We start from the raw sequence: 20,453 nt of genomic DNA on the forward strand, positions 1-20,453 counted from the left end.
GCTACTCCGCGCGCAGGCCGGAGGAGGCGAGGGCGAAGTCGACGTCGATGCGGATAGCGACGCGGAGGGGGTTCGGGCGCGGGGTGCGGTAGCGCTGGGAGTAGAGCTCGACGGCGTGCTGCACGGCGTCCGGCTCCTCCTCGATCGTCGCCGGACCGCCCAGGCTCAGCCACCGGATGCCGTCGACCTGCCCGACCGTCGCGGTGCCGCCCCGCCGGACGTTGAGCACCTTCTGGCTCTCGCGGGAGGTGATGACGCGGACGACGCCGTCCTCGTAGGTGAAGCCCACGGCGACCACGTGCAGGCGGCCCTGGCGGCCGGGGGTGGAGAGGGTGGCCAGGTGGCGCTCGGTGACGAAGGCGAGGCCGTCGGCGCTCAGGATGCTCATCCCGCGAGCGTAGCCGGAGGCGCCGACGCGCTCCTGGGGGCGGACCGCCGGTCAGCCCTCGAGGATCAGCGCCTCGCCCTGGCCGCCTCCGCCGCAGAGCGCGGCGACGCCGAGCCCGCCGCCTCGGCGACGGAGGGCCAGCGCCAGGTGCAGGGCCAGCCGTGCTCCGGAGGCGCCCACCGGGTGGCCGAGCGCGATCGCCCCGCCGTCGAGGTTGACCTCCTCGGGCTCGACGCCGAGATCGTCCGCCGACTGGAGGACGACGGAGGCGAACGCCTCGTTGATCTCGATCAGGTCCAGGTCGGACACCGCTGCACCGCGGCGGCCGAGCGCCCGGAGGATCGCCGCCGACGGCTGTGAATGCAGGGAGTTGTCCGGTCCGGCGACCTGCCCGTGCTCGGCGACGGTCGCGAGCCAGGGCAGTCCGCGCTCGCGGGCCCAGCCGCGGGACACGACGACCAGCGCGGCGGCGCCGTCCGTGATCGGGGACGAGCTGCCCGCGGTGATCGTGCCCTCGGGCGAGAACGCGGGGGCCAGCCGGGCGAGCGTCTCGACCGTGCTGTCCTCCCGGATCCCGTCGTCGGCGGACACGACGAGGTCCGGTCCGCGCCGCTGCGGCACCGCGACCGGCACGATCTCCTCGGCGAGCACGCCGGTGGACCGTGCCGCGGCGGCCCGCTGGTGCGAGAGCGCGGCGAAGGCGTCCTGGCGCTCGCGGCGGATGCCCCGTGCGGCGTTGCCGTCGTCGGTCACCCTCCCCATCAGGCGGCGGTCGAACGGATCGAGCAGGCCGTCGTGGAGGAGTGCGTCCTCGAGCGGACGCGGACCGACACCCAGGCCCGAGCGGGATCCGAGCAGGAGGTGCGGCGCGTTGGTCATCGACTCCTGCCCTCCGGCGACGACCACCTGCGCCTCGCCGAGCCGGATCATCCGCGCCGCGTCGATCACCGCGGTGAGACCCGACAGGCAGAGCTTGTTGATCGTGACCGCCGGGACGTCCCAGCCCAGGCCCGCGAGGACCGCGGCCTGCCGGGCGGGGCCCTGACCGGCTCCGGCCTGGATCACCTGGCCGAGCACGGCCGCGTCGACGTCGGCCGCGGAGGCGCCTGAGCGCTCGAGAGCCCCTCGGATGGCAGCGGCGCCGAGCTCGACGCCCGAGAGCGGCGCGAAGGCTCCGGAGAAGCGGGCGAACGGGGTGCGGGCGCCCCCCAGGATCACGGGGGTGGTGTCGTCAGTGGACACGGGGACTCCTTCTCGACGGTGAGAGCGGGGGAAGCGGTGGGGAGACGGATGCCGGATGCCGGCCCGGGTCAGGGAACGAGCAGGATCTTCCCGCGGACGTGGCCGTCCTCGCTGAGCCGATGCGCCTCGGCGGCCTGCTCGAGCGGGAGGCGCGGACCGGTCGCGACCGCGAAGCGCCCCTCGCTCGCCAGCCGGGCGGCGAGCGGCACGCCCTCGCGGCGGAGGCGCTGCTCCTCCTCGGTCAGCGGCACGGGACTGCCGCCGCTCCAGGCCCGGATGCCCAGCTCTGCCGCACGAGGGCCGGCGACCACTGTTCCGACGTGCTGCGGATCCGCCACCAGCGCGAGCGAGGCGGCGAGCGCCTCGTCCGTCCCGGCCGCGTCGAGCACGCGGTCGACGCCCTTGGGCGCTACGGCGCGCAGCCGCTCGAGCAGCCCGGGCCCGTAGGCGACCGGCACCGCTCCGAGCGCGCGCAGCGCCTCCTGGTTCGCCGGGCTCGCCGTGGCGATCACCCGGGCTCCGCGGTCGACGGCGAACTGGATCGCCGCCCGTCCTACCGCGCCGGCGCCCGCGTGGACCACGAACGTCGATCCCTCCGCGACGCCGAGCGAGACCACCGCCTGGTAGGCGGTGGAGACCGGGATGCCGAGCGCGGCCGCCTCCTCGAAGCCGAGTCCGTCGGGGAGCGGATCGAGGGAGTCGGGGGAGACCGCGACGGCGGTCGCGTAGGTGCCGGTGGCGCCGCTGACGATGACCCGGTCGCCGACGCTCCAACCGGTCACTCCCGGACCGACGGCGGAGACCACGCCGGAGCCGTCCGACCCGAGCCTCCGCGGACCGTCGAACGGCGGGCTCGGGCGCAGGCCGGAGCGCACCTTCCACTCGATCGGGTTCACGCCGGCCGCGCGGACGGCGACCACCACGGTGCCGGGCCCCGCCTCGGGCTCCGGCGCCTCGACGGTCTCGAGCACCTCGGGCCCGCCGATCCGCTCGTACTGCACGATCCTCGCCATGTCGTCCTCCTCCTCGCGGGCCACCGCCCGCTCCGGTCGCCTCAGTCCAGCAGACTCTCGCGCACCTGGCGGCGCAGCACCTTGCCGATCAGCGAGGTCGGCAGCTCGTCCACCGGGACGATCCGCCTGGGCACCTTGTAGGGCGTCAGGTGCAGCCGGCAGAAGTCGCGCAGCGCCTCCGGATCCACGGCCGTCCCGGCCCGCAGGACCACGGCCGCCGCGACGCTCTCGCCGCCGTCCTCGCGGGGGAGCCCGACGACGGCCGCGCGCGTCACGTCCGGGTGCGACTCCAGCACTCCCTCGACCTCGGAGGGGGAGACGTTGAAGCCGCCGGTGATGATGAGCTCCTTGGCCCGGTCGACGATCGTCACGAAGCCGTCGGCCGAGACGGTCGCGATGTCGCCCGTGCGCAGCCAGCCGCCGGGGAGGAGGGCCTCGGCCGTCTCCTCCGGCCGCTTCCAGTACCCCTGGAACACCTGCGGCCCCCGGAGCAGGAGCTCGCCGGACTCGCCCGGGCCGCGGTCGACCGACGGATCGGCGGGGTCGACGAGGCGGATCGTCGTGCTGGGGAACGGCACGCCCACGGTGCCGGGCCGGCGGGTCGGGCCGACCGGGTTCCCGAGGGCGACCGGCGAGCTCTCGGTCATGCCGTAGCCCTCCACCAGGAGTCCCCGGCTCGCGCGCTCCCACCGGTCCACCGTCGCGACCGGCAGGCTCATCGCTCCCGAGATCGCGAAGCGGATGCCGCGCAGGTCGAGCTCGTGGCGCTCGGAAGCGCGGGCCAGCGCGTCGTACACGGGCGGCACCGCGGGGAGGAAGGTGGGCGGCGACGACTTCGCGGCCGCCTTCACGAGGCCGACGTCGAAGGTCGGGAACAGCACGACCTTCGCGCCGATGCTGATCGCGAAGGTCAGGCACAGCGTCAGCCCGTAGGCGTGGAACAGGGGGAGCACCGCGTAGAACGTCTCGTCGCCCTCGCGCAGGCCCGGCACCCAGGCGCGGCCCTGCAGGGCGTTCGCACGGAGGTTCGCGTGCGAGAGGATCGCGCCCTTGGGCGTCCCGGTGGTGCCGCTCGTGTACTGCAGCAGGGCCGTGTCGCCGAGGACCGGGCGGGGGTGCGAGCGCGCGATGCGGCGGTTCTTCAGCAGCGACGCGAAGGGCACCAGGGAGCGGCTGCGGGGGGTCGCGGTGAGCTTCTCGCGTGACCGGCGCACCGACGGCAGGGGGAGCCGCAGCGCCAGGCGCTTGCCGAGCGGGAAGGAGCGGGTGAGGTCGACGGAGACGACGCGCTCGATGCCCAGGTCGGCGGGCATGGTCGCGACGACGTCGGCGATCTTGTCCCAGACGACCGCGAACCGGGCGCCGTGGTCCTCGAACTGCCGCCGCAGCTCGCGCGGCGTGTAGAGCGGGTTGTGCTCGACCACGATCGCCCCGAGGCGGAGAGCGGCGTAGAACGCCACCACGTGCTCCGGGCAGTTCGGGAGCACCAGCGCGACGCGGTCGCCGGCGCGCACGCCGAGGCGCCGCAGGCCCTCCGCCGCGCGCGCGACCTGCTCGCCGAGCTCGGCGTAGCTGGTCTCGGCGCCGAAGAACTCGAGGGCGGTGCCGCGGCGGTACCGCGCGACCGAGTCCTCGAGCAGGTCGACGAGGGTCTGGGTGGGAGGGTCGATCTCGGCGGGCACGCCCTCCGCGTAGGAGGTCAGCCACGGCTTCGTCGCCAGGTTCGAGGATCCGGAGGTCACGGGCCGAGTATCGGGCACCCGCCTCCGCACTTCCTCCGAGGCGCGCGGAGGGGGTGCCGCGCCGGGCGCGGGAGCGGCAGGCTGGCGGCATGAGCGCAGCCATCGACCTCCTCCGCGACGCCTTCGGCCGGGTGCACGAGAACGTGCACGCCGTCCTCGACGACAGCACCCCCGATCAGCTCGCGTTCCGCGCGGACGCCCGCTCGAACTCGCCCGCCTGGCTCGTCTGGCATCTCGTCCGGGTGCAGGACGACCACCTCGCCCCGCTCGCCGGCCACGAGCAGGTGTGGACGGCCGACGGCTTCCACGGCCGGTCCGGCCTGCCCTTCGGGCCCGACGAGACCGGCTACGGGCAGGAGCCGGCCGAGGTGGCGGCGCTCGCCGCGGTGCCCGCCGCGCTGCTCGCGGAGTACGCCGACGCCGTGCACCGGCAGACGCTCGCCCTCCTCGACACGCTCGGCGACGAGGACCTCGCGCGCGTCGTCGACGAGCAGTGGGATCCGCCGGTGACCCTCGGGGTGCGGCTGGTCTCGGTGATCGACGACGACACGCAGCACGTCGGCCAGGCCGCGTACGCGAAGGGTCTCGCCGAGCGCTCGGCGCGCTGAGCCCGGCCTCTACGCTGGCGGGATGCGCGCGCTCCGGACCCTGCCCGCGAGCGCGGTCCTCGCCCTCGCCACCGCGCTGACCCTCGTCGGCTCCTGGATCCCCTCCTACTGGAACGACGAGACCGCGACCCTCCGCCTGGCGCGGCTCCCGGTGGGGGAGCTCCTCGCCTTCGTGCAGGAGAAGGACGCGGTGCACCTGGTCTACGGCCTGCTGATGCACGGCTGGATCGCGATCGCCGGGGAGTCGGAGCTCTCGGTGCGCGCGCCGTCCGCTCTCGCCACGGGAGCGGCGGCGGCGGGCGTCGTCGTCCTGCTGCGATCGTTCGACCGGCCCCGGGCAGCACTCCTCGCCGCCGCGGTGCTCGTGCTGCTCCCGCGGTCCTCGTTCTCGGGGACCGAGGCGCGATCCTCCGCTCTGGCCACCGCGCTCGTGGTGGGAGCGGCGGTCCTCGTCGTGCGGGCGGCCCGCTCCGGAGGCGCCCTGCGCTGGACCGCGTTCGCGGCCGTCGCAGGTCTGGCGAACGCCGTGTTCCTCTACTCCGTGCTGGTGCTGCCGGCTCTCGTCGCTCTCGCCGCGGCCGCGGCGCCCCGGGGTGCCGTGCGGGCTCTCCCGGCGAGCGCCCTCTCGGCACTGGGCGCCGTGCCGGTGCTGCTCCTCGCCGCAGGGCAGAGCGGCCAGGTCGGCTGGCTCCGCTTGCAGCCCGTGACCGCGTTCACCGTCCTGGTCGAGCCGTTCTTCGGATCCGCGTGGTGGCTGGCCGGGATCGCCGTCGCGCTCCTCGCGGTCGCCGCGGTGCGGGGCGGCCTGCGCGGGCCGCTCCTGCCGGCCCTCGTCCTCTGGATCGTGCTGCCGACGGCGGTGCTGGTGCTCGGGACCCTCCTCGTCGAGCCGATGTTCACTCCGCGCTACCTCGCGTCGAGCACGCCCGCCCTCGCGGTCCTCCTCGGCCTCGCGCTCGACTCGTTCAGGGCCCGGACGGGCGTCGCCCTCCTCGCCCTGATCGCGGTGGCCGCCCTGCCGGTCCTGGTGCAGATGCGCACGGTCACCGGGAAGCCGGCCGGGCAGGATCTCCGCGGTCTGGCGGCCGCCGTCGAGGAGCGGGCCCGTCCGGGCGACGCCGTCCTCCTCGGCTCCTCCGGGACGGTCTCGCTCCGGCCCCGGCTGGCGCTCGCCGCCTACCCGGAGGCGTTCGCGGGCGTGGACGACGTCGCCCTCGCCGCTCCGTACGGGACGACGGGGACGTACTCCGACGTGCTCCTGGAGGGCGAGGCCCTGCTCGCCGCGCTCGCCGGGGAGGACCGGGTCTGGCAGGCGCTGCCGGAGGGCGAGGCGGACACGGTGCTCGCTGAGGCGGGGTTCGTCGCGCGCGAGCGGATCCGGGTGCCGACAACGGTGCTGACGCTGTGGGAGCGCCCGGAGGGCCGATGATCCGGAGCGCTCGGGGCGTCGCAGCCCCGGAGTGGAGAGACGCCGGAGTGCCCGGAGCCCCGCCGACGGGGAGCCGCTACCCTTGTCCCCGGCGCCGTCGCAGAGCGGTGGCGTCCGCGGAGCGAGGACCGCGCCACCGAGAGGACCCGAACGTGACGTTGCCCGAGACCACCACCACCGCCATCGCGAAGCGGAAGGGGCGCGACGTCGCCCCCGAGATCGCGCGCTCCTGGCTGCTGGTGAACGCCACCCGCACCGAGACGTTCGACGCCGCGCACGCGTCCCGCGCCGACCAGATCGTCCTCGACATCGAGGACGCGGTCGACCCCAAGGCGAAGCCCGACGCGCGGACCGACGTCGCGGAGTGGCTGACCGGCGAGAAGCGCGCCTGGGTCCGCATCAACGACCACTCCACCCCGTTCTGGTCCGACGACGTCGACGCGCTGAAGGGCCTGCCCGGCCTCGCCGGCGTCATGCTCGCCAAGACCGAGGCCGCTGAGCACGTCACCGAGACCTTCGATCGCCTCGGCGGCTCCACCCCGGTGCTCGCCCTGGTCGAGTCCGCCCTCGGCATCGAGGAGGCGGTCTCGATCGCCCGCGCCCGCGGCACCTTCCGCCTCGCGTTCGGCAGTGGCGACTACCGCCGCGACACGGGCACCAGCGCCGACGACCTCGCGATGGCCTACCCGCGCTCGCGCCTGGTCGTCGCCTCGCGCATCGGCGACCTGCCCGGCCCGATCGACGGCCCGACCGTCTCGAACAGCCACCCCGTGCTGCGCGAGCAGTCCGCGCTCACGGTCTCGCTCGGCCTCACCGGGAAGCTCTGCCTCGACACCGAGCAGCTCGCCGTGATCAACGAGGTCATCAGCCCGACGCCGTCCGACGTCGCCTGGGCCCGCGACTTCCTCGATGACTTCGAGGCCCGCGGCCGCGTCATCCGCGACGGCAGCGACCTGCCCCGGCTGGGCCGCGCAAAGAAGATCGACAAGCTGGCCACGGCGTTCGGCGTCAACCCGCTGTGATCCGTCGCGGGGAGGGCGCCACCGCGGCACACTGAGGGAGCCGCGGAGACCCTCCCGCGCAGGACGGAGACTCCGATGGGCGCGGTCAGCACCTTCCTCTGGTTCGACGACGGCGCGGGGGAGGCGGCGCGCTTCTACACGGAGCTGGTGCCGAACTCGCGAATCACCGGAAGCCAGGTGCTGCCGGAGGGCTCCCCGTCGCCCGGCGAGGTGCTGTCGGTGACGTTCGAGCTCGACGGGCAGCGGTTCCAGGCGATCAACGCCGGGCCGCGGTTCCCGTTCACCGAGGCCGTCTCGATCGTCGTGACCGTCGGCGACCAGTCCGAGCTCGACCGGCTGTGGGACGCCCTGATCGCGGACGGCGGCGAGGAGAGCCGGTGCGGCTGGCTCCGCGACCGCTGGGGGCTGTCCTGGCAGATCGTGCCGGAGGTCCTCCCGCGTCTGCTCGGAGGCGCCGACCCCGAGGCGTCCGCGCGCGCTCTGCAGGCGATGCTCGCGATGAGCCGCCTCGACATCGCGGAGCTGGAGCGGGCCCATGCCGGCGCGTGACTCCGCCCGCCCGCGCCGCTCGACCTCGCTGCGGCGCGCGTACCTCCGCGACTACCGCTACGCCTACGGCTCGCGCTTCGTGCACCTGCGGGAGGGCTGGGACGTGTCGCGGTATGCGTCCGGCGACGGCGCTCCGGTGCTGCTCATCCCCGGGATCTACGAGACGTGGCAGTTCCTCCGGCCCATCGCCGAGAGGCTGCACGCGGCGGGCCATCCGATCCACGTGCTGCCCGCGCTCGGCTACAACACGCGGCCGATCGTCGCGTCGGCCGGACTCGGCCAGGACTACCTGCGCGAGCACGATCTGCGCGGAGTCGTCGTCGTCGCGCACAGCAAGGGCGGCCTGATCGGCAAGCACATGATGGTCGTCGACGACCGCGAGGACGGGCGGATCGAGCGGATGATCGCCGTCTCGACCCCGTTCAACGGCTCGTCGCTCGCACGGATCGCCCCGGCGCGGGCGCTCCGGGAGTTCGCGCCCCACCGCCCGCTGATCCGCACCCTGCTGGCCGAGCGCGAGGCCGACGCGCGCATCACGTCGATCTACGGGATGCGCGACCAGTACATCCCCGGAGGGAGCCGCCTCGCCGGGGCGCGCGAGAACATCGCGGTCTCGGTGGTCGGCCACTTCGCGCTGCTCTCGAGCCCGAAGGTGCTCGACCTCATCGCGGCCCGGGTCTGAGGCCGGACGGGATCCGCTGGGCTCGCCGCCCACGTGAGGCGCCTGCCGTGCGGCGCGACCGCGACCGGAGGACGGCCGCCTCAGCGACGGGCCGAGCCGCCCGCCGCGCTCAGGACCAGGGAGTGAGCAGCACGAGCGGGATCTGACGCTCGGTCTTCGTCTGGTACTCGGCGTAGTCCGGCCACGCGGCGACCGCGCGCTCCCACCAGGCCGCGCGCAGATCGCCCTCGAGCACGCTCGCGGCGTAGTCCTTCTTCACTGGCCCGTCCTGCAGCTCGACGTGCGGCTCCTTGAGCATGTTGCCGTACCAGACGGGGTGCTCGGGCGCGCCGCCCTTGGACGCGACGACCACGTACTCGCCCTCGTGCTCGACGCGCATCAGCGCGGTCTTGCGGAGCTTCCCGCTCTTCGAGCCGACGGTGGTCAGGACGATGATGGGGCGGCCGCGGAGGAGGTTCCCCTCGGCTCCGCCGGTCCGCTCGTAGAGCTCCGCCTGCTCGCGGGCCCACTCGGACGTGCTGGGTTCGTACTCTCCGGTCAGCGGCATGCCTCCGATCGTACGGCCGCGGCGGCCCCGGTGGCCGACCCGTGTGCAGGAGGATGGAGCGGTGTTCTCCGCAGACCCGTTCGACCGAGCCCGTATCGCCCTCCTGCGCGACGATCTGATCCGCGCCCGCTACGGCGTGGACGCCGTGCGGGGGCTCTGGGGCGACGAAGCGGCCGAGGCGCTGCACCGCGGCGACCGGGTCCCCGCCCGCCGCGCCCTCGAGCGCAGCGGCGACCACGACGCGCTGGCCACCCTCGCCCGCCTGTTCCTCCTGGCCGATCCCGTCTCGGCGGACGACGCGGACGAGGCGTTCGGCGCTCTCGCGCTGGAGGGGGCGGTGGAGCTCGGCCTGGTGCGCGTCGAGGCCGGAGCCGTCGTCACCGCGGCCCTCGACCTGCGCCCCTACGACGTGGTCGACCAGCGCGGCGCGGCCTCCTGGTGGATCGCCTCCGACCTCGGGGAGCTCGCCCTCGGCCGCGCGCTCGACGAGGACCACGTGCTCGGCGTCGGCGGCGCGAGCCTCACGCTGACCGGCCTGATGATCCAGCGGCCCGTCGGCCGCGTGCTCGACCTGGGGACCGGCTGCGGGATCCAGGCGCTGCACGCCTCCCGCCACGCCGAGCAGGTGGTCGCCACCGACATCTCCGAGCGCGCGCTCGCGCTCGCCTCCTTCACCGCGGCGCTCAACGGGATCGAGAACATCGAGTTCCGCCGCGGCAGCCTCTACGAGCCGGTCGCGGGGGAGCGCTTCGACCACATCGTCACGAACCCGCCGTTCGTCATCACGCCGCGAGCCGAGGGCGTCCCCTCCTACGAGTACCGCGACGGCGGGCTGGAGGGCGACGAGATCGTGCGCCGCGTCATCCTCGGAGCCGCCGAGCACCTGGTGCCCGGCGGTGTCGCGCAGCTCCTGGGGAACTGGGAGTACCGGGAGGGCGCGGACGCCTTCGACCGGATCGCGGACTGGCTCGCCGACGCCCGCAGCCCGCTGGAGCAGGCGCTCGAGGCGGGGCCCGAGGGGCTCGACGCCTGGATGGGCGGGACCGCCTCTCCTCTGGACGTCTGGGTCGTGGAGCGCGAGCGTCAGGATCCGGCGGTCTACGCCGAGACCTGGATCCGGGACGGCGGCACGACTCGCGGCCCCGCGTTCGACGCGCTGGTCGACGCCTGGCTGACCGACTTCGAGCGGCGCGGGGTGACCGGCGTCGGCTTCGGCTACGTCACGCTCCGCCAGCCCGAGCAGCCCCGCCCGCCGATCCGCCGCCTCGAGCGGATCACCACGCCGGTCGCGACCGCGGGCCTGGGCGGCCACCTCGCCGCCTGCCTCGACGCGGCCGAGGCCCTCGCGTCGCTCGACGATCGCGCTCTGGCGGGTCTCGCCCTGGTCGTCGCCGGAGACGTCACGGAGGAACGGCACTACTGGCCGGGCAACGACGATCCGACGGTGCTGCGGCTGCGCCAGGGCGGCGGGTTCGCCCGGGTCGAGGAGGTCGACACGGCGCTCGCCGCCGTGGTCGGCGCCTGCGACGGCGAGCTCTCGGTGGCGGCGATCGCGGCGGCGGTCGCCTCGCTCCTCCAGGTCGAGGAGGAGGCGGTGTCCGACTCGGTGCTGCCGCGGGTGCGCGAGCTGGTGGCGACGGGGCTGCTGCGGCTGCCCAAGGGGGAACGCGGCTAGAAGAGGGTGGCGGAGTCCTCGACGGGGGCCGCGGCGGGCGCGGCGGCGGCCGTCGGCCATCCGGGTCCGGCGTCGACGGGCTGCCGGCGCTGGTAGGCGGTCGCGGCGCTCCGGGCACGGACATCGGCGGCCTCGTTCATCCGGTGGTTGGCGTGCCCCTTCACCCACTCGAAGGTGACCGCCCGGCCCTGCAGCTCCTCGTCGAGCGCCTTGATGATCTCGACGTTCATCACCGGCTTGCCGTCGGCCTTGCGCCAGCCCTTCCGCTTCCAGCCCGGCAGCCACTCGGTGCAGGCCTTGATGGCGTACTGGCTGTCGCAGAGGATGTGCAGCGGCTCCTCCTCCTGCGCGGTCGCGCGCAGCAGCTCGAGCACCGCGGTGAGCTCGCCGATGTTGTTCGTGCCGTGCGACCAGCCGCCCGCGGCCCAGCGCTCGTCGTCGACGTACCAGGCCCAGCCGGCGGGGCCGGGGTTGCCCAGTGCGGACCCGTCTGCGGCGGCGATGATGCTCACGTGCGTCTCTCCTCGTGCTCTCGGTGCTCACGCCGGTGCGGCGCCCTCCGAGGGTAGTCGGCGGGCGGGGCGGTCCGCGGCGCGCGGCGCGGAGTCAGGCGGAGGAGGAGCGGCGCGCGATCGTCACGCGCGTCGAGTACGGCATCGCGACGGTCCCGCTCCCGCCCGACTCCTCGTCCACCACGGCGTCGACCGCCGCGAGGACCGCGGCGCGCTCCTCCTCGGGCATCGCGATGACGGAGCTGCGGGACGCGAACATGTCCCGCACCCCGGCTCGGTCCAGCTCGAAGGACCACTCGAAGGCCGCGAACGCCACCCGCTCGAGAGCGGAGCCGAGCGGCGGCCGGAGCGTCTCGAAGCGCTCGGCGGTGGAGGCTCCGGCGACCTCGCCGAGCCGGCGCACCCAGGGGACCGACTCGTCGCGGATGTTCCACACCAGCGCGAGCACGCCCTCCGGCACCAGGACGCGGGCGACTTCGGCTCCCGCGCGCTCGGCGTCGACCCAGTGCCACGACTGCGCGGCGGTGACGAGCTCCGCGGAGGCGTCCGCGGCGGGGATCGCCTCGGCCGTCCCCTCCTCGGGGCGGACCCCCGGCAGATTCGAGGCGAGCCGCGCGAGCATCTCCGCGTCGGGCTCGACCGCGGTCACGGCGAGGCCGCGGGACGCGAGCGACGCGGTGAACTTGCCCGTTCCCGCGCCGAGGTCCACGGCGCGCAGCCGATCGGAGGCGTCGGCTCCCGCCGCGCGGGCCCGCTCCGGGATGAAGGCGCCCGCCACCCGCGCGGGGGCGTGCCCCACGATCCAGTCGACGGCGTCGTCGGGGTAGCCGGGCCGCCCGCGGTCGTAGGCGTCGACCGCGCTGCCGAAGGAGCGTCCGAGGCCGCTCATCGCTTCTCCGCCGCTCGCGCGAGCACGTCCACCGCGTAGCCGTAGCCGGCGATGCCCGCGCCGACGATCACGGCGATCGCGACGTCCGAGAGGTAGGAGTGCTGCCGGAACGGCTCACGCCGGTGCACGTTGCTCACGTGCACCTCGACCATCGGCAGCTCGGTCGCGAGGACGGCGTCGCGGATCGCGATCGACGTGTGCGTGAACGCCCCGGCGTTGAGCACCACTCCCGAGACGGAGCCGCGAGCCGCGTGCAGCCGGTCGACGATCGCGCCCTCCGAGCTGCTCTGGAAGGTCTCGACCGTGAAGCCGTGCCGCTCGGCCGCCTCCGCCGCCAGCGCCTCGGCGTCGGCGAGGGTGTCCGAGCCGTAGAGCTCGGGCTCGCGGGTGCCGAGCAGGTTCAGGTTCGGGCCGTTGAGGACGAGGATCGGCAGCTTCACGCTCCGACCCTAGCGCCGGCCGTCCCCGCGAGCGGGAGCGGCGGCAGCGCCGCGCGCAGGAGGATCAGCTCGCGCGCATGGGCGTCCAGATGCCGGTCCTCCTCGGTCCGCAGCTCGAGAGGCGGGACCGGCTCGGCCGCCCCGTCGGCGCCCCGCACCACGAAGACGCTCCGGCACTGCGTGGTCAGCTCCAGCTCGCCGGTCCGCGGGTCCCCGGAGCGCACGTGCACCGCCAGGTGCATGCTCCGGGCGCTCGTGTGGATGAGGCGCGCCTCCACCTCGACGAGATGCCCGATGCGCACCGGACGGTAGAAGTGGATCCCCCCGGAGTAGACGGCCACAGAGTCGCGGCCGGTCCAGCGCTGCGCGACCGCGTCGGCCGCCTCGTCGATCCAGCGCATCACGATCCCGCCGTGGGCGTTGCCGCCCCAGTTGACGTCTCCCGGTGCCGCGAGGAAGCGGAACACGATCCGCGGACCGGTGCCCTCCTCGGTGTACTCCTGGGCGCGCATCACGTCGTGCAGCCTCCGGCGGCCCTCGATGCGCGCGGCGGCGCCCTCGGCGAGGGACAGGTCCTCGATCGAGCGGGGCCGCCACTCCGGGACCGACCGCGGCCTCTTCTCGTCGTCGACGGCCACGAACACGAGGAGGCAGTGCGTGGCGTCCTCGTAGAGGCCGGTCCGCGGATCCGCCTGCGCGACCTGCACCAGCACGTGCATGCTCGTGCGCCCGGTGTGGATGACGCGGGCGGTCGCCTCGATCAGGTTGCCGACCGAGATGGGCCGGGTGAAGTGGACGTTGCCGACGTACGCCGTCACGCAGTAGCCGCCGCTCCAGCCCACGGCGCAGGCGTAGCCGGCCTTGTCGATCCACTCGAGGACGCGGCCGGCCTGGGCACTGCGGCCGTCGGCGGTGGCGTCCTGCGGGGCGGCGAGGAAGCGGAGCGTGATGCGGTCGGTCATGGTGCCCGTCGTCGTGGGAGCGGAAGGGGGGAGTGGACCCGCGGGGGTGCGAGGAAAGGGGGATGATCCGCCCGCGGGCCACAGGGGTGTCCGGCAGGAGCCGGCTCGGTCAGGGGGATCAGGCCGCCAGCGGCAGCTTCTCGGCGAGGAGCCGGAGCCGCAGGGCCTGGAGCTCGGCGGACAGCTCGGGCGGCAGCCGATCGCCGAACCGCGTGAAGAACTCCTCCGTGAGCGCGCACTCCTCCAGCCACGCCTCCACCGGGACGGAGAACAGCTCCTCCTTCTGGGCCGCGGAGAGCAGGAGCCCGTGCGTGTTGATCGCGACCGGCAGGTCGCCGAGGGGGCTCCGCCGCGCCTCCGCCAGCCCCTCCAGGCGGCGGACGAGCCACTGCAGCACCCGCGCGTTCTCGCCGAAGCCGGGCCAGAGGAACTCGCCGTCCGCGTCCTTCCGGAACCAGTTGACCTGGAACACGGCCGGCGCCGCATCGCCGAGCTCGGCGCCGATCGCGAGCCAGTGCGCGAAGTAGTCGGCCATGTTGTAGCCGCAGAAGGGGAGCATCGCGAATGGATCGCGGCGCAGCTCCCCGACCGTGCCCTCCGCGGCCGCGGTCTTCTCGGAGGCGACGGTCGCACCCAGGAAGACGCCGTGCTGCCACGAGGTGGCCTGCGTGACCAGCGGGACGTTGCTCGCCCGTCGGCCCCCGAAGACGATCGCGTCCAGCGGCACGCCCTCGTGGGCGTCCCAGTCGGCGGAGAGCGACGGGCACTGCGCGGCCGGCGCGGTGAAGCGGGAGTTGGGGTGCGCGGCAGGCGTGCCGGACGCCGGCGTCCACGGGTGCCCGCGCCAGTCGGTCAGCCGCTCCGGGACCTCGTCGGTCAGGCCCTCCCACCACACGTCGCCGTCCTCGCGGAGCGCGACGTTGGTGAAGATCGTGTTGCCCCAGAGCGTCTGCACGGCGTTCGGGTTCGAGGTCTCCCCGGTGCCGGGAGCGACGCCGAAGAAGCCCGTCTCGGGGTTCATCGCCCAGAGGCGTCCATCCTCCCCGCGGCGCATCCAGGTGATGTCGTCGCCCAGCGTCTCGACCCGCCAGCCGGGGATCGCGGGCTGCATCATCGCGAGGTTGGTCTTGCCGCACGCGCTCGGGAAGGCGGCGGCGACGTGGTAGCGCCGTCCCTCGGGCGAGACGATGCGGATCAGCAGCATGTGCTCGGCGAGCCAGCTCTCCTCGCGCCCCATCGCCGAGGCGATGCGCAGGGCGAAGCACTTCTTCGCCAGCAGGGCGTTGCCGCCGTAGCCGGAGCCGTACGAGACGATCTCGCGCGTCTCCGGGAACTGAGTGATGTACTTCACGGGGCTGCACGGCCAGGCGACGTCCTCGCGGGAGACGCCGTCCGCGTCGCGGAGGGGCAGCCCCACGGTGTGCACGCCGCGGACGAACGGGGTCTCCTCGGTGAAGGCGGCGAGCGGCTCGGAGCCCACGCGCGCCATGATCCGCAGGTTCAGCACCGCGTAGGCCGAGTCGGTGACCTGGACGCCCAGCTGCGAGAGCGGACCGCCGACGGGCCCCATCGAGAACGGGACGACGTACATCGTCCGTCCGCGCATCGCTCCGTCGAGGAGGGGAGCGAGCTCGGCCCTCATCGCGGCGGGCTCGCGCCAGTTGTTGGTCGGTCCCGCGTCGGCCTCGTCGGTCGTGCAGATGAAGGTGCGGTCCTCGACCCGGGCGACGTCGTCCGGGTCGGTGCGGGCCAGGAACGAGCCGGGCCGCCACTCCGGATTGAGCGGGAGGAGCGTGCCGGAGGCGACGAGCCGCTCGGTCAGGCGGTACCACTCCGCGGGGGAGCCGTCGCTCCACTCGATCGCGTCGGGCTTGAGGATCGCGGCGGTCTCGCGCACCCAGCGGCGGAGGGCGAGGGGCGCCGGCGGCACGACGGGCGCGGGGACGGACGTCGGCGCGGTCATGGTGCTCGGCTCGAGTCGGACGGTGTTGCTGTAGATGCTCATGCTGGCTCCGCTTTCGGTGGTCGTCGTCGACGGGGGTGGGGAGTCGCCGGCCGCAGCCGGGAAGAGGCCGGCCGGGCCGGGAGGGGCGCTCAGTGGCGCCTGAAGCCAGGATGGAGGAGGATCGGGAGGTATTCCCGGCGCTCAGGCGGTCAAGAAACCACCTTTTTGCGCTTTCGTCACAACCGATCGCTGGAGCTCGCCGTGACCGATCCCTCGACGCCCGCCCCGGGCTCCGACGCCGTGCTGCTCGGGCAGCGCCTGCGCCACTTCCGCACCCGGCGCGGACTGACCCTCGGGCAGCTCGCCGAGCGCGTCGACGTGTCGGGGAGCCAGCTCTCGCTGATCGAGACGGGGCGCCGCGAGCCGCGCCTCTCCCTCCTGCAGCGCCTCGCGGCCGCGCTCGGCGTCGAGCTGGCGGCGCTGCTCTCGGACGAGCCGCCGAGCGAGCGGGCCGCGCTCGAGATCGAGCTGGCGCGCGTGCAGAAGGGGTCGCTGTACCGCTCGCTCGGCCTGCCCGAGTTCAAGGTCAACAAGGGGCTGAGCACGCCCGTGCTGGAGGCGTTCCTCGGCGTCTACCGCGAGCTCGCCCGTCGCCGGAGCGAGGCGAGTGCCACACCGGAGGAGGCGCGCCGGGCCAACACCGCCCAGCGGCTCCAGCTGCGCGAGCGCAGCTCCTACCTGCCCGAGATCGAGGAGGTGGCGGGCGAGATGCTCCGGACCGTCGGGCACCGCGGAGGAGCACTGACCCACAGCTCCGTCTCGAAGATGGCCCGGCACCTCGGCTTCGAGATCATCCACGTCGGCGACCTGCCGCACTCCGCCCGCTCGGTGATCGACCTCGCGAACGGCAGGATCTACCTCCCGCCCGCCTCGATCCCCGGGGGGCACGGCCTGCGGGCGCTGGCGCTGCAGGCGATGGCGCACCGCCTCCTCGGGCACGAGCGGCCGGTGACCTACGCCGACTTCCTCCGCCAGCGCCTCGAGATCAACTACTTCGCCGCCGCGTGCCTGATGCCGCTGGAGCCGGCGGTCGCGTTCCTCCAGGAGGCGAAGCGCGAGCGGGACATCTCGGTGGAGGACTTCCGCGACGGCTTCGGCGTCACCCACGAGGCCGCCGCCCTGCGCTTCACGAACCTGCTCACCTCGCACCTCGACATCCGGATGCACTTCCTGCGGGTGCTGGGAGACGGCTCGATCCAGAAGGCCTACGAGAACGACGGGCTGCCGCTGCCGACCGACGTCACCGGGGCCGTCGAGGGCCAGGTCGTCTGCCGCTACTGGTCGGCGCGCTCCGCGTTCACCCGGACCAACCGGACGACGGAGTACTACCAGTACGTCGACACTCCGGCGGGCACCTTCTGGTCGGCGTCGCAGACCGGCACGACCGCCACCGAGGAGTTCTCGATCACCGTGGGCGTCCCGTTCGCCGAGGCCCGCTTCTTCCGAGGCCGCGACACCGACCGCCGCGAGCTCTCCCGCTGCCCCGACGAGTCCTGCTGCCGACGCGCCCCGTCGGAGCTCGCCGCGCGCTGGGACGGCAACGCCTGGCCGAGCGCGCGCCTGCACGCGCACGTGCTCGCGCCGCTGCCGTCGGGGACCTTCCCCGGCATCGACGACGCCGAGGTCTACGAGTTCCTCGACGCGCACGCTCGCGAGTCCTGACCGCTCCCGCGAGACGCCGCTCCGGTGCGCCTGGGTCGGCGTGCCGCGTACCCGAGCGCGTCCCGCGGAAGGGCGGGAGTCGTCAGTCCGAGATGAGGGCGCGGGCCGTTCCCTCGTCGAGGATGAGGTCGGTGATGAGGCCGGCCGCCAGGGCGCCGCGCAGGCCCGGCAGCTTCGAGGCGCCCGACACGACGCAGATCCGGCGCGACGCGCGGCGCACCGTGGAGAGGTCCGGACCGCTTGCACGTTCGTTCATGGGGATGTCGTCCCAGCTGCCGTCGGACCGGTAGAACACCGTCGCGACGTCGCCGACGACCCCGGAGCCGCTGAGCGAGGTGAAGTCGCTCGGCTCCAGGTAGCCGCCGATGTAGACCTTCGAGGGGACCGCCGCGAACGGCGACCCGAGCCCGAACAGCGCCACGTCCATCCGCTGCTGCAGCTCCAGGACCCGTCGGGTGGAGCGCTCGCGCCACACCGCCTGCTTGGTGGTCGGGTCGTCGAAGAACGCCGGCACCGGGAACTGCTGGACCTTCGCCGCGTAGGCGTCACCGAAGCGGCGGAGGATCTCGCTCGAGTAGTTGATGCCCGTGGTCTCGGTGTTGCCGGCGCCGTTCAGCTGCACGATCTGCGTGTTGTGCGTCTCCTTGGCGATCAGGTGGCGGCTGATCGCGCTCATCGTGGAGCCCCAGGCGATGCCGACGATCATGTTCGAGTCGATGAACTGCCCGAGGATCCTCGCTGCGGACAGGGCGACCCGCTCGAGCCGGTCGATCTCGCTGGTGTGGTCCGGCACCGGCACGATGTGCGCCGTGATGTCGAAGTGGGACCGCACCTCGGCCGAGAGGGCGCTCGCCCGGTCGAGGGGGGAGCGGATCTGGATGTCGACCAGGCCGGTCGCGCGGGCGTGCGAGAGCAGGCGCGAGACGGAGGAGCGCGACGTGTGCAGCTCGTGCGCGATCGCGTCCATCGTCAGATCCTGCATGTAGTACAGCTGGGCCGCACGCAGCGCGTCCCGCGTCTTGTCGGGATGGGTCGCGTGGGTCGTCTCGTCGAGTTCGACGACCGGTCTCACCGGGGTCATAGCGCTCCCTGCACGGATTTCCACCCGTCTTGACCGGATGTGTTGTCGGGTCAAGGATGGCTGTATTCCTCCGCGAAATCAATCGGTCATCTCCCCGGTGCACGCTGGTGCGGAGGCCTCGACGACACCCCTACGACACGAAGGCGAGTACGAAGTGGCACAGTCCGACGGAACTCCCGGAAACTCCGCTCTGCGCGAGAGCGTCGCTGCTCTCCGCGACAACCCCCGCGCCACGGTCCTGGTCATCGGCGGTGGCATCAACGGCATCGGGACCTTCCGCGAGCTCGCGCTCAACGGCGTCGACGTCGCCCTCGTCGAGCGCGGCGACTACGTCTCCGGTGCCTCGAGCGCCTCGAGCCACATGATCCACGGCGGCATCCGCTACCTCGAGAACGGCGAGTTCCGACTCGTCAACGAGGGCGTGCACGAGCGCAACGGCCTGCTGAAGATCGCTCCCCATTACGTGAAGCCGCTGCAGACGACGATCCCGATCTACTCGACGTTCTCGGGCATCCTCGCGGCTCCGCTGCGCTTCCTGACCCACAAGTCGGGCAAGCCGCAGGAGCGCGGTGCGCTGCTGATCAAGGTCGGCCTCACGATGTACGACTTCTTCTCCCGCGACGGCGGCACGGTCCCGCGCCACCAGTTCCACGGGCGCAAGCGCTCGCTGAACGAGCTCCCCAAGCTCGACCCGAAGATCAAGTACACCGCCACCTACTTCGACGCCTCCGTGCACGAGCCCGAGCGCCTCGCGCTCGACGTGCTCCACGACGCGCTGATCGGCGGCAGGAAGGCCCGCGCGGCCAACTACGTCGAGGCCGTCGGCGCCGACGAGAAGGGCGTCGTCCTCCGCGACCGCGAGTCCGGCGAGGAGTTCACCTTCGCGGCGGACGTCGTCGTCAACGTCTCCGGACCGTGGACCGACTTCACCAACACGGCCCTCGGCACGTCCACGAAATTCATGGGCGGCACCAAGGGCTCGCACATCGTGCTCGACAACCCCGAGCTGGTCGAGGCCTGCGAGGGTCGCGAGATGTTCTTCGAGCACAGCGACGGACGCATCGTCCTCATCTACCCGCTCAAGGGCCGCGTGATGGTCGGCACGACCGACATCGACGCCGACCCCACGAAGCCGGCGGTGTGCACGGAGGAGGAGATCGACTACTTCTTCGAGCTCGTCAACCACGTCTTCCCGGCCATCCGCGTGGACCGTTCGCAGATCGTCTTCAAGTTCTCCGGCATCCGCCCGCTGCCCCGCCACGACGACGAGGCCCCGGGCTTCGTCTCCCGCGACTACCGCATCGAGCCCTCGACGCTCCCCGGCAACGGCTCGCCCGTGCTCAGCCTGGTCGGCGGCAAGTGGACGACGTTCCGCGCCCTGTCGGAGCACCTCTCGAACGAGGTCTTCAAGCGGATCGGCGTGACCCGTCGCGTCTCCACCGTGAAGACCCCCATCGGAGGCGGCAAGGGCTTCCCGCGCACCGACGCGTCCCGCGCGCAGTGGATCAGCCAGCACCGCTCCGGGCTCTCCTCGGCCCGCACGGGCCAGCTGCTCGAGCGCTACGGCACCCGCGCGCAGGAGGTCATCGAGGCCCTGGCCGACGGACACGACGAGGCGCTCGACTTCGACAAGGACTTCACCACCGGTGAGATCCGCTACCTCGCCCAGCGCGAGAGCGTGGTGCACCTCATCGACCTGGTGATGCGCCGCACCAACCACGCCTTCACGGGCGGCCTGAGCCGCGAGCTCCTCGAGGAGCTCGCCGAGCACACGGGCGCCGTGCTGGGCTGGGACGACGCCGCCCGCGCGTCGGAGGTCGACGCGACCATCGCGCACCTCAAGGAGTACAACGGCGTCGACGTCGGGGGCACCTCGGTGCAGACCCCGACGGCCGTGCCCGCCTCCTGATCGGCGATCAGGCGCGGATCGACGGAAGCCCCGGACCGAGGACCACCTCGACCGGGGCTTCTGTCGTGACAACGCACAAACGTGCACGCGCCGTTC

The 20,453-nt window shown here is 73.5% G+C and carries 19 protein-coding genes; 8 read left to right on the forward strand and 11 right to left on the reverse strand.

What is annotated here, in order from left to right:
• Position 1: 1 nt before the first annotated feature.
• The 4 genes from C5C35_RS12000 to C5C35_RS12015 all read right to left on the reverse strand — a co-directional run bounded on the left by C5C35_RS12000 (position 2) and on the right by C5C35_RS12015 (position 4,385).
• Complete coding sequence (locus C5C35_RS12000; protein ID WP_104223212.1) at positions 2-388, reverse strand: pyridoxamine 5'-phosphate oxidase family protein; 387 nt, start codon at positions 386-388, stop codon at positions 2-4.
• Positions 389-439: 51 nt separating this feature from the next.
• Positions 440-1,630 (reverse strand): acetyl-CoA C-acyltransferase, encoded by a 1,191-nt coding sequence (locus tag C5C35_RS12005; protein WP_104263189.1) that lies wholly within the window; start codon positions 1,628-1,630, stop codon positions 440-442.
• A gap of 68 nt (positions 1,631-1,698) precedes the next feature.
• On the reverse strand, positions 1,699-2,643 hold the full coding sequence (locus tag C5C35_RS12010) for an NADP-dependent oxidoreductase (protein ID WP_104263201.1): 945 nt from the start codon (positions 2,641-2,643) through the stop codon (positions 1,699-1,701).
• 41 nt (positions 2,644-2,684) lie between these two features.
• Complete coding sequence (locus tag C5C35_RS12015; protein WP_104223210.1) at positions 2,685-4,385, reverse strand: long-chain-fatty-acid--CoA ligase; 1,701 nt, start codon at positions 4,383-4,385, stop codon at positions 2,685-2,687.
• Positions 4,386-4,474: 89 nt separating this feature from the next.
• On the opposite strand from C5C35_RS12015, the gene C5C35_RS12020 reads away from it, so the two are divergent.
• The 5 genes from C5C35_RS12020 to C5C35_RS12040 all read left to right on the forward strand — a co-directional run bounded on the left by C5C35_RS12020 (position 4,475) and on the right by C5C35_RS12040 (position 8,675).
• Positions 4,475-4,993 carry a DinB family protein gene (locus C5C35_RS12020; protein WP_104246705.1) on the forward strand — a complete coding sequence of 173 codons (519 nt, stop codon included), beginning with the start codon at positions 4,475-4,477 and terminating at the stop codon, positions 4,991-4,993.
• Between the two features lie 22 nt (positions 4,994-5,015).
• Positions 5,016-6,422, forward strand: a complete 1,407-nt coding sequence (locus C5C35_RS12025; RefSeq protein ID WP_104263190.1) for a glycosyltransferase family 39 protein — start codon at positions 5,016-5,018, stop codon at positions 6,420-6,422.
• Between the two features lie 158 nt (positions 6,423-6,580).
• Positions 6,581-7,444 carry a CoA ester lyase gene (locus C5C35_RS12030; RefSeq protein WP_208543400.1) on the forward strand — a complete coding sequence of 288 codons (864 nt, stop codon included), beginning with the start codon at positions 6,581-6,583 and terminating at the stop codon, positions 7,442-7,444.
• Positions 7,445-7,519: 75 nt separating this feature from the next.
• Positions 7,520-7,993 (forward strand): VOC family protein, encoded by a 474-nt coding sequence (locus C5C35_RS12035; protein WP_104263191.1) that lies wholly within the window; start codon positions 7,520-7,522, stop codon positions 7,991-7,993.
• Entirely contained in the window at positions 7,980-8,675 is a 696-nt protein-coding gene (locus C5C35_RS12040; protein WP_104223206.1) for a triacylglycerol lipase, read from the forward strand. Before C5C35_RS12035 ends, C5C35_RS12040 begins: the two co-directional genes overlap by 14 nt.
• A 109-nt stretch (positions 8,676-8,784) precedes the next feature.
• On the opposite strand, the gene C5C35_RS12045 is transcribed toward C5C35_RS12040, so the two are convergent.
• Entirely contained in the window at positions 8,785-9,222 is a 438-nt protein-coding gene (locus tag C5C35_RS12045; RefSeq protein ID WP_104223205.1) for a nitroreductase family deazaflavin-dependent oxidoreductase, read from the reverse strand.
• Positions 9,223-9,283: 61 nt separating this feature from the next.
• Here C5C35_RS12045 and C5C35_RS12050 point away from each other — a divergent pair, with 61 nt between their 5' ends.
• Positions 9,284-10,897 (forward strand): methyltransferase, encoded by a 1,614-nt coding sequence (locus C5C35_RS12050; RefSeq protein ID WP_258069055.1) that lies wholly within the window; start codon positions 9,284-9,286, stop codon positions 10,895-10,897.
• Here the strand turns inward: C5C35_RS12050 and C5C35_RS12055 are convergent.
• The 5 genes from C5C35_RS12055 to C5C35_RS12075 all read right to left on the reverse strand — a co-directional run bounded on the left by C5C35_RS12055 (position 10,894) and on the right by C5C35_RS12075 (position 15,663).
• Complete coding sequence (locus C5C35_RS12055; RefSeq protein WP_104263193.1) at positions 10,894-11,409, reverse strand: ribonuclease H; 516 nt, start codon at positions 11,407-11,409, stop codon at positions 10,894-10,896. The genes C5C35_RS12050 and C5C35_RS12055 overlap by 4 nt on opposite strands.
• Before the next feature lie 94 nt (positions 11,410-11,503).
• Positions 11,504-12,298: a class I SAM-dependent methyltransferase gene (locus tag C5C35_RS12060; RefSeq protein WP_104263194.1), complete on the reverse strand. Its 795-nt coding sequence runs from the start codon at positions 12,296-12,298 to the stop codon at positions 11,504-11,506.
• On the reverse strand, positions 12,295-12,738 hold the full coding sequence (gene aroQ, locus C5C35_RS12065; protein WP_104223201.1) for a type II 3-dehydroquinate dehydratase: 444 nt from the start codon (positions 12,736-12,738) through the stop codon (positions 12,295-12,297). Before aroQ ends, C5C35_RS12060 begins: the two co-directional genes overlap by 4 nt.
• On the reverse strand, positions 12,735-13,700 hold the full coding sequence (locus tag C5C35_RS12070; protein ID WP_104249470.1) for an acyl-CoA thioesterase: 966 nt from the start codon (positions 13,698-13,700) through the stop codon (positions 12,735-12,737). Before C5C35_RS12070 ends, aroQ begins: the two co-directional genes overlap by 4 nt.
• A 118-nt stretch (positions 13,701-13,818) precedes the next feature.
• Positions 13,819-15,663, reverse strand: coding sequence for a phosphoenolpyruvate carboxykinase (GTP) (locus C5C35_RS12075; RefSeq protein ID WP_104263202.1), 1,845 nt, complete (start codon positions 15,661-15,663; stop codon positions 13,819-13,821).
• Positions 15,664-15,906: 243 nt separating this feature from the next.
• Here C5C35_RS12075 and C5C35_RS12080 point away from each other — a divergent pair, with 243 nt between their 5' ends.
• On the forward strand, positions 15,907-17,367 hold the full coding sequence (locus tag C5C35_RS12080; RefSeq protein WP_104223199.1) for a helix-turn-helix domain-containing protein: 1,461 nt from the start codon (positions 15,907-15,909) through the stop codon (positions 17,365-17,367).
• 82 nt (positions 17,368-17,449) lie between these two features.
• On the opposite strand, the gene C5C35_RS12085 is transcribed toward C5C35_RS12080, so the two are convergent.
• On the reverse strand, positions 17,450-18,448 hold the full coding sequence (locus tag C5C35_RS12085) for a sugar-binding transcriptional regulator (RefSeq protein ID WP_104223198.1): 999 nt from the start codon (positions 18,446-18,448) through the stop codon (positions 17,450-17,452).
• A 154-nt stretch (positions 18,449-18,602) separates the two neighbouring features.
• On the opposite strand from C5C35_RS12085, the gene C5C35_RS12090 reads away from it, so the two are divergent.
• Positions 18,603-20,357, forward strand: a complete 1,755-nt coding sequence (locus C5C35_RS12090; RefSeq protein ID WP_258061232.1) for a glycerol-3-phosphate dehydrogenase/oxidase — start codon at positions 18,603-18,605, stop codon at positions 20,355-20,357.
• Positions 20,358-20,453: the final 96 nt, after the last annotated feature.

Origin of the sequence: Rathayibacter sp. AY1F8 (assembly GCF_002932165.1) — a bacterium.
Classification (GTDB): Bacteria; Actinomycetota; Actinomycetes; order Actinomycetales; family Microbacteriaceae; genus Rathayibacter.

What these genes read in the sequence shown, in the direction of transcription:
- C5C35_RS12000 (WP_104223212.1), bottom strand. Translation starts at nt 388, where the DNA reads ATGAGCATCCTGAGCGCCGACGGCCTCGCCTTCGTCACCGAGCGCCAC.
- C5C35_RS12010 (WP_104263201.1), bottom strand. Translation starts at nt 2,643, where the DNA reads ATGGCGAGGATCGTGCAGTACGAGCGGATCGGCGGGCCCGAGGTGCTC.
- C5C35_RS12020 (WP_104246705.1), top strand. Translation starts at nt 4,475, where the DNA reads ATGAGCGCAGCCATCGACCTCCTCCGCGACGCCTTCGGCCGGGTGCAC.
- C5C35_RS12025 (WP_104263190.1), top strand. Translation starts at nt 5,016, where the DNA reads ATGCGCGCGCTCCGGACCCTGCCCGCGAGCGCGGTCCTCGCCCTCGCC.
- C5C35_RS12035 (WP_104263191.1), top strand. Translation starts at nt 7,520, where the DNA reads ATGGGCGCGGTCAGCACCTTCCTCTGGTTCGACGACGGCGCGGGGGAG.
- C5C35_RS12040 (WP_104223206.1), top strand. Translation starts at nt 7,980, where the DNA reads ATGCCGGCGCGTGACTCCGCCCGCCCGCGCCGCTCGACCTCGCTGCGG.
- C5C35_RS12045 (WP_104223205.1), bottom strand. Translation starts at nt 9,222, where the DNA reads ATGCCGCTGACCGGAGAGTACGAACCCAGCACGTCCGAGTGGGCCCGC.
- C5C35_RS12060 (WP_104263194.1), bottom strand. Translation starts at nt 12,298, where the DNA reads ATGAGCGGCCTCGGACGCTCCTTCGGCAGCGCGGTCGACGCCTACGAC.
- C5C35_RS12070 (WP_104249470.1), bottom strand. Translation starts at nt 13,700, where the DNA reads ATGACCGACCGCATCACGCTCCGCTTCCTCGCCGCCCCGCAGGACGCC.
- C5C35_RS12075 (WP_104263202.1), bottom strand. Translation starts at nt 15,663, where the DNA reads ATGACCGCGCCGACGTCCGTCCCCGCGCCCGTCGTGCCGCCGGCGCCC.
- C5C35_RS12085 (WP_104223198.1), bottom strand. Translation starts at nt 18,448, where the DNA reads ATGACCCCGGTGAGACCGGTCGTCGAACTCGACGAGACGACCCACGCG.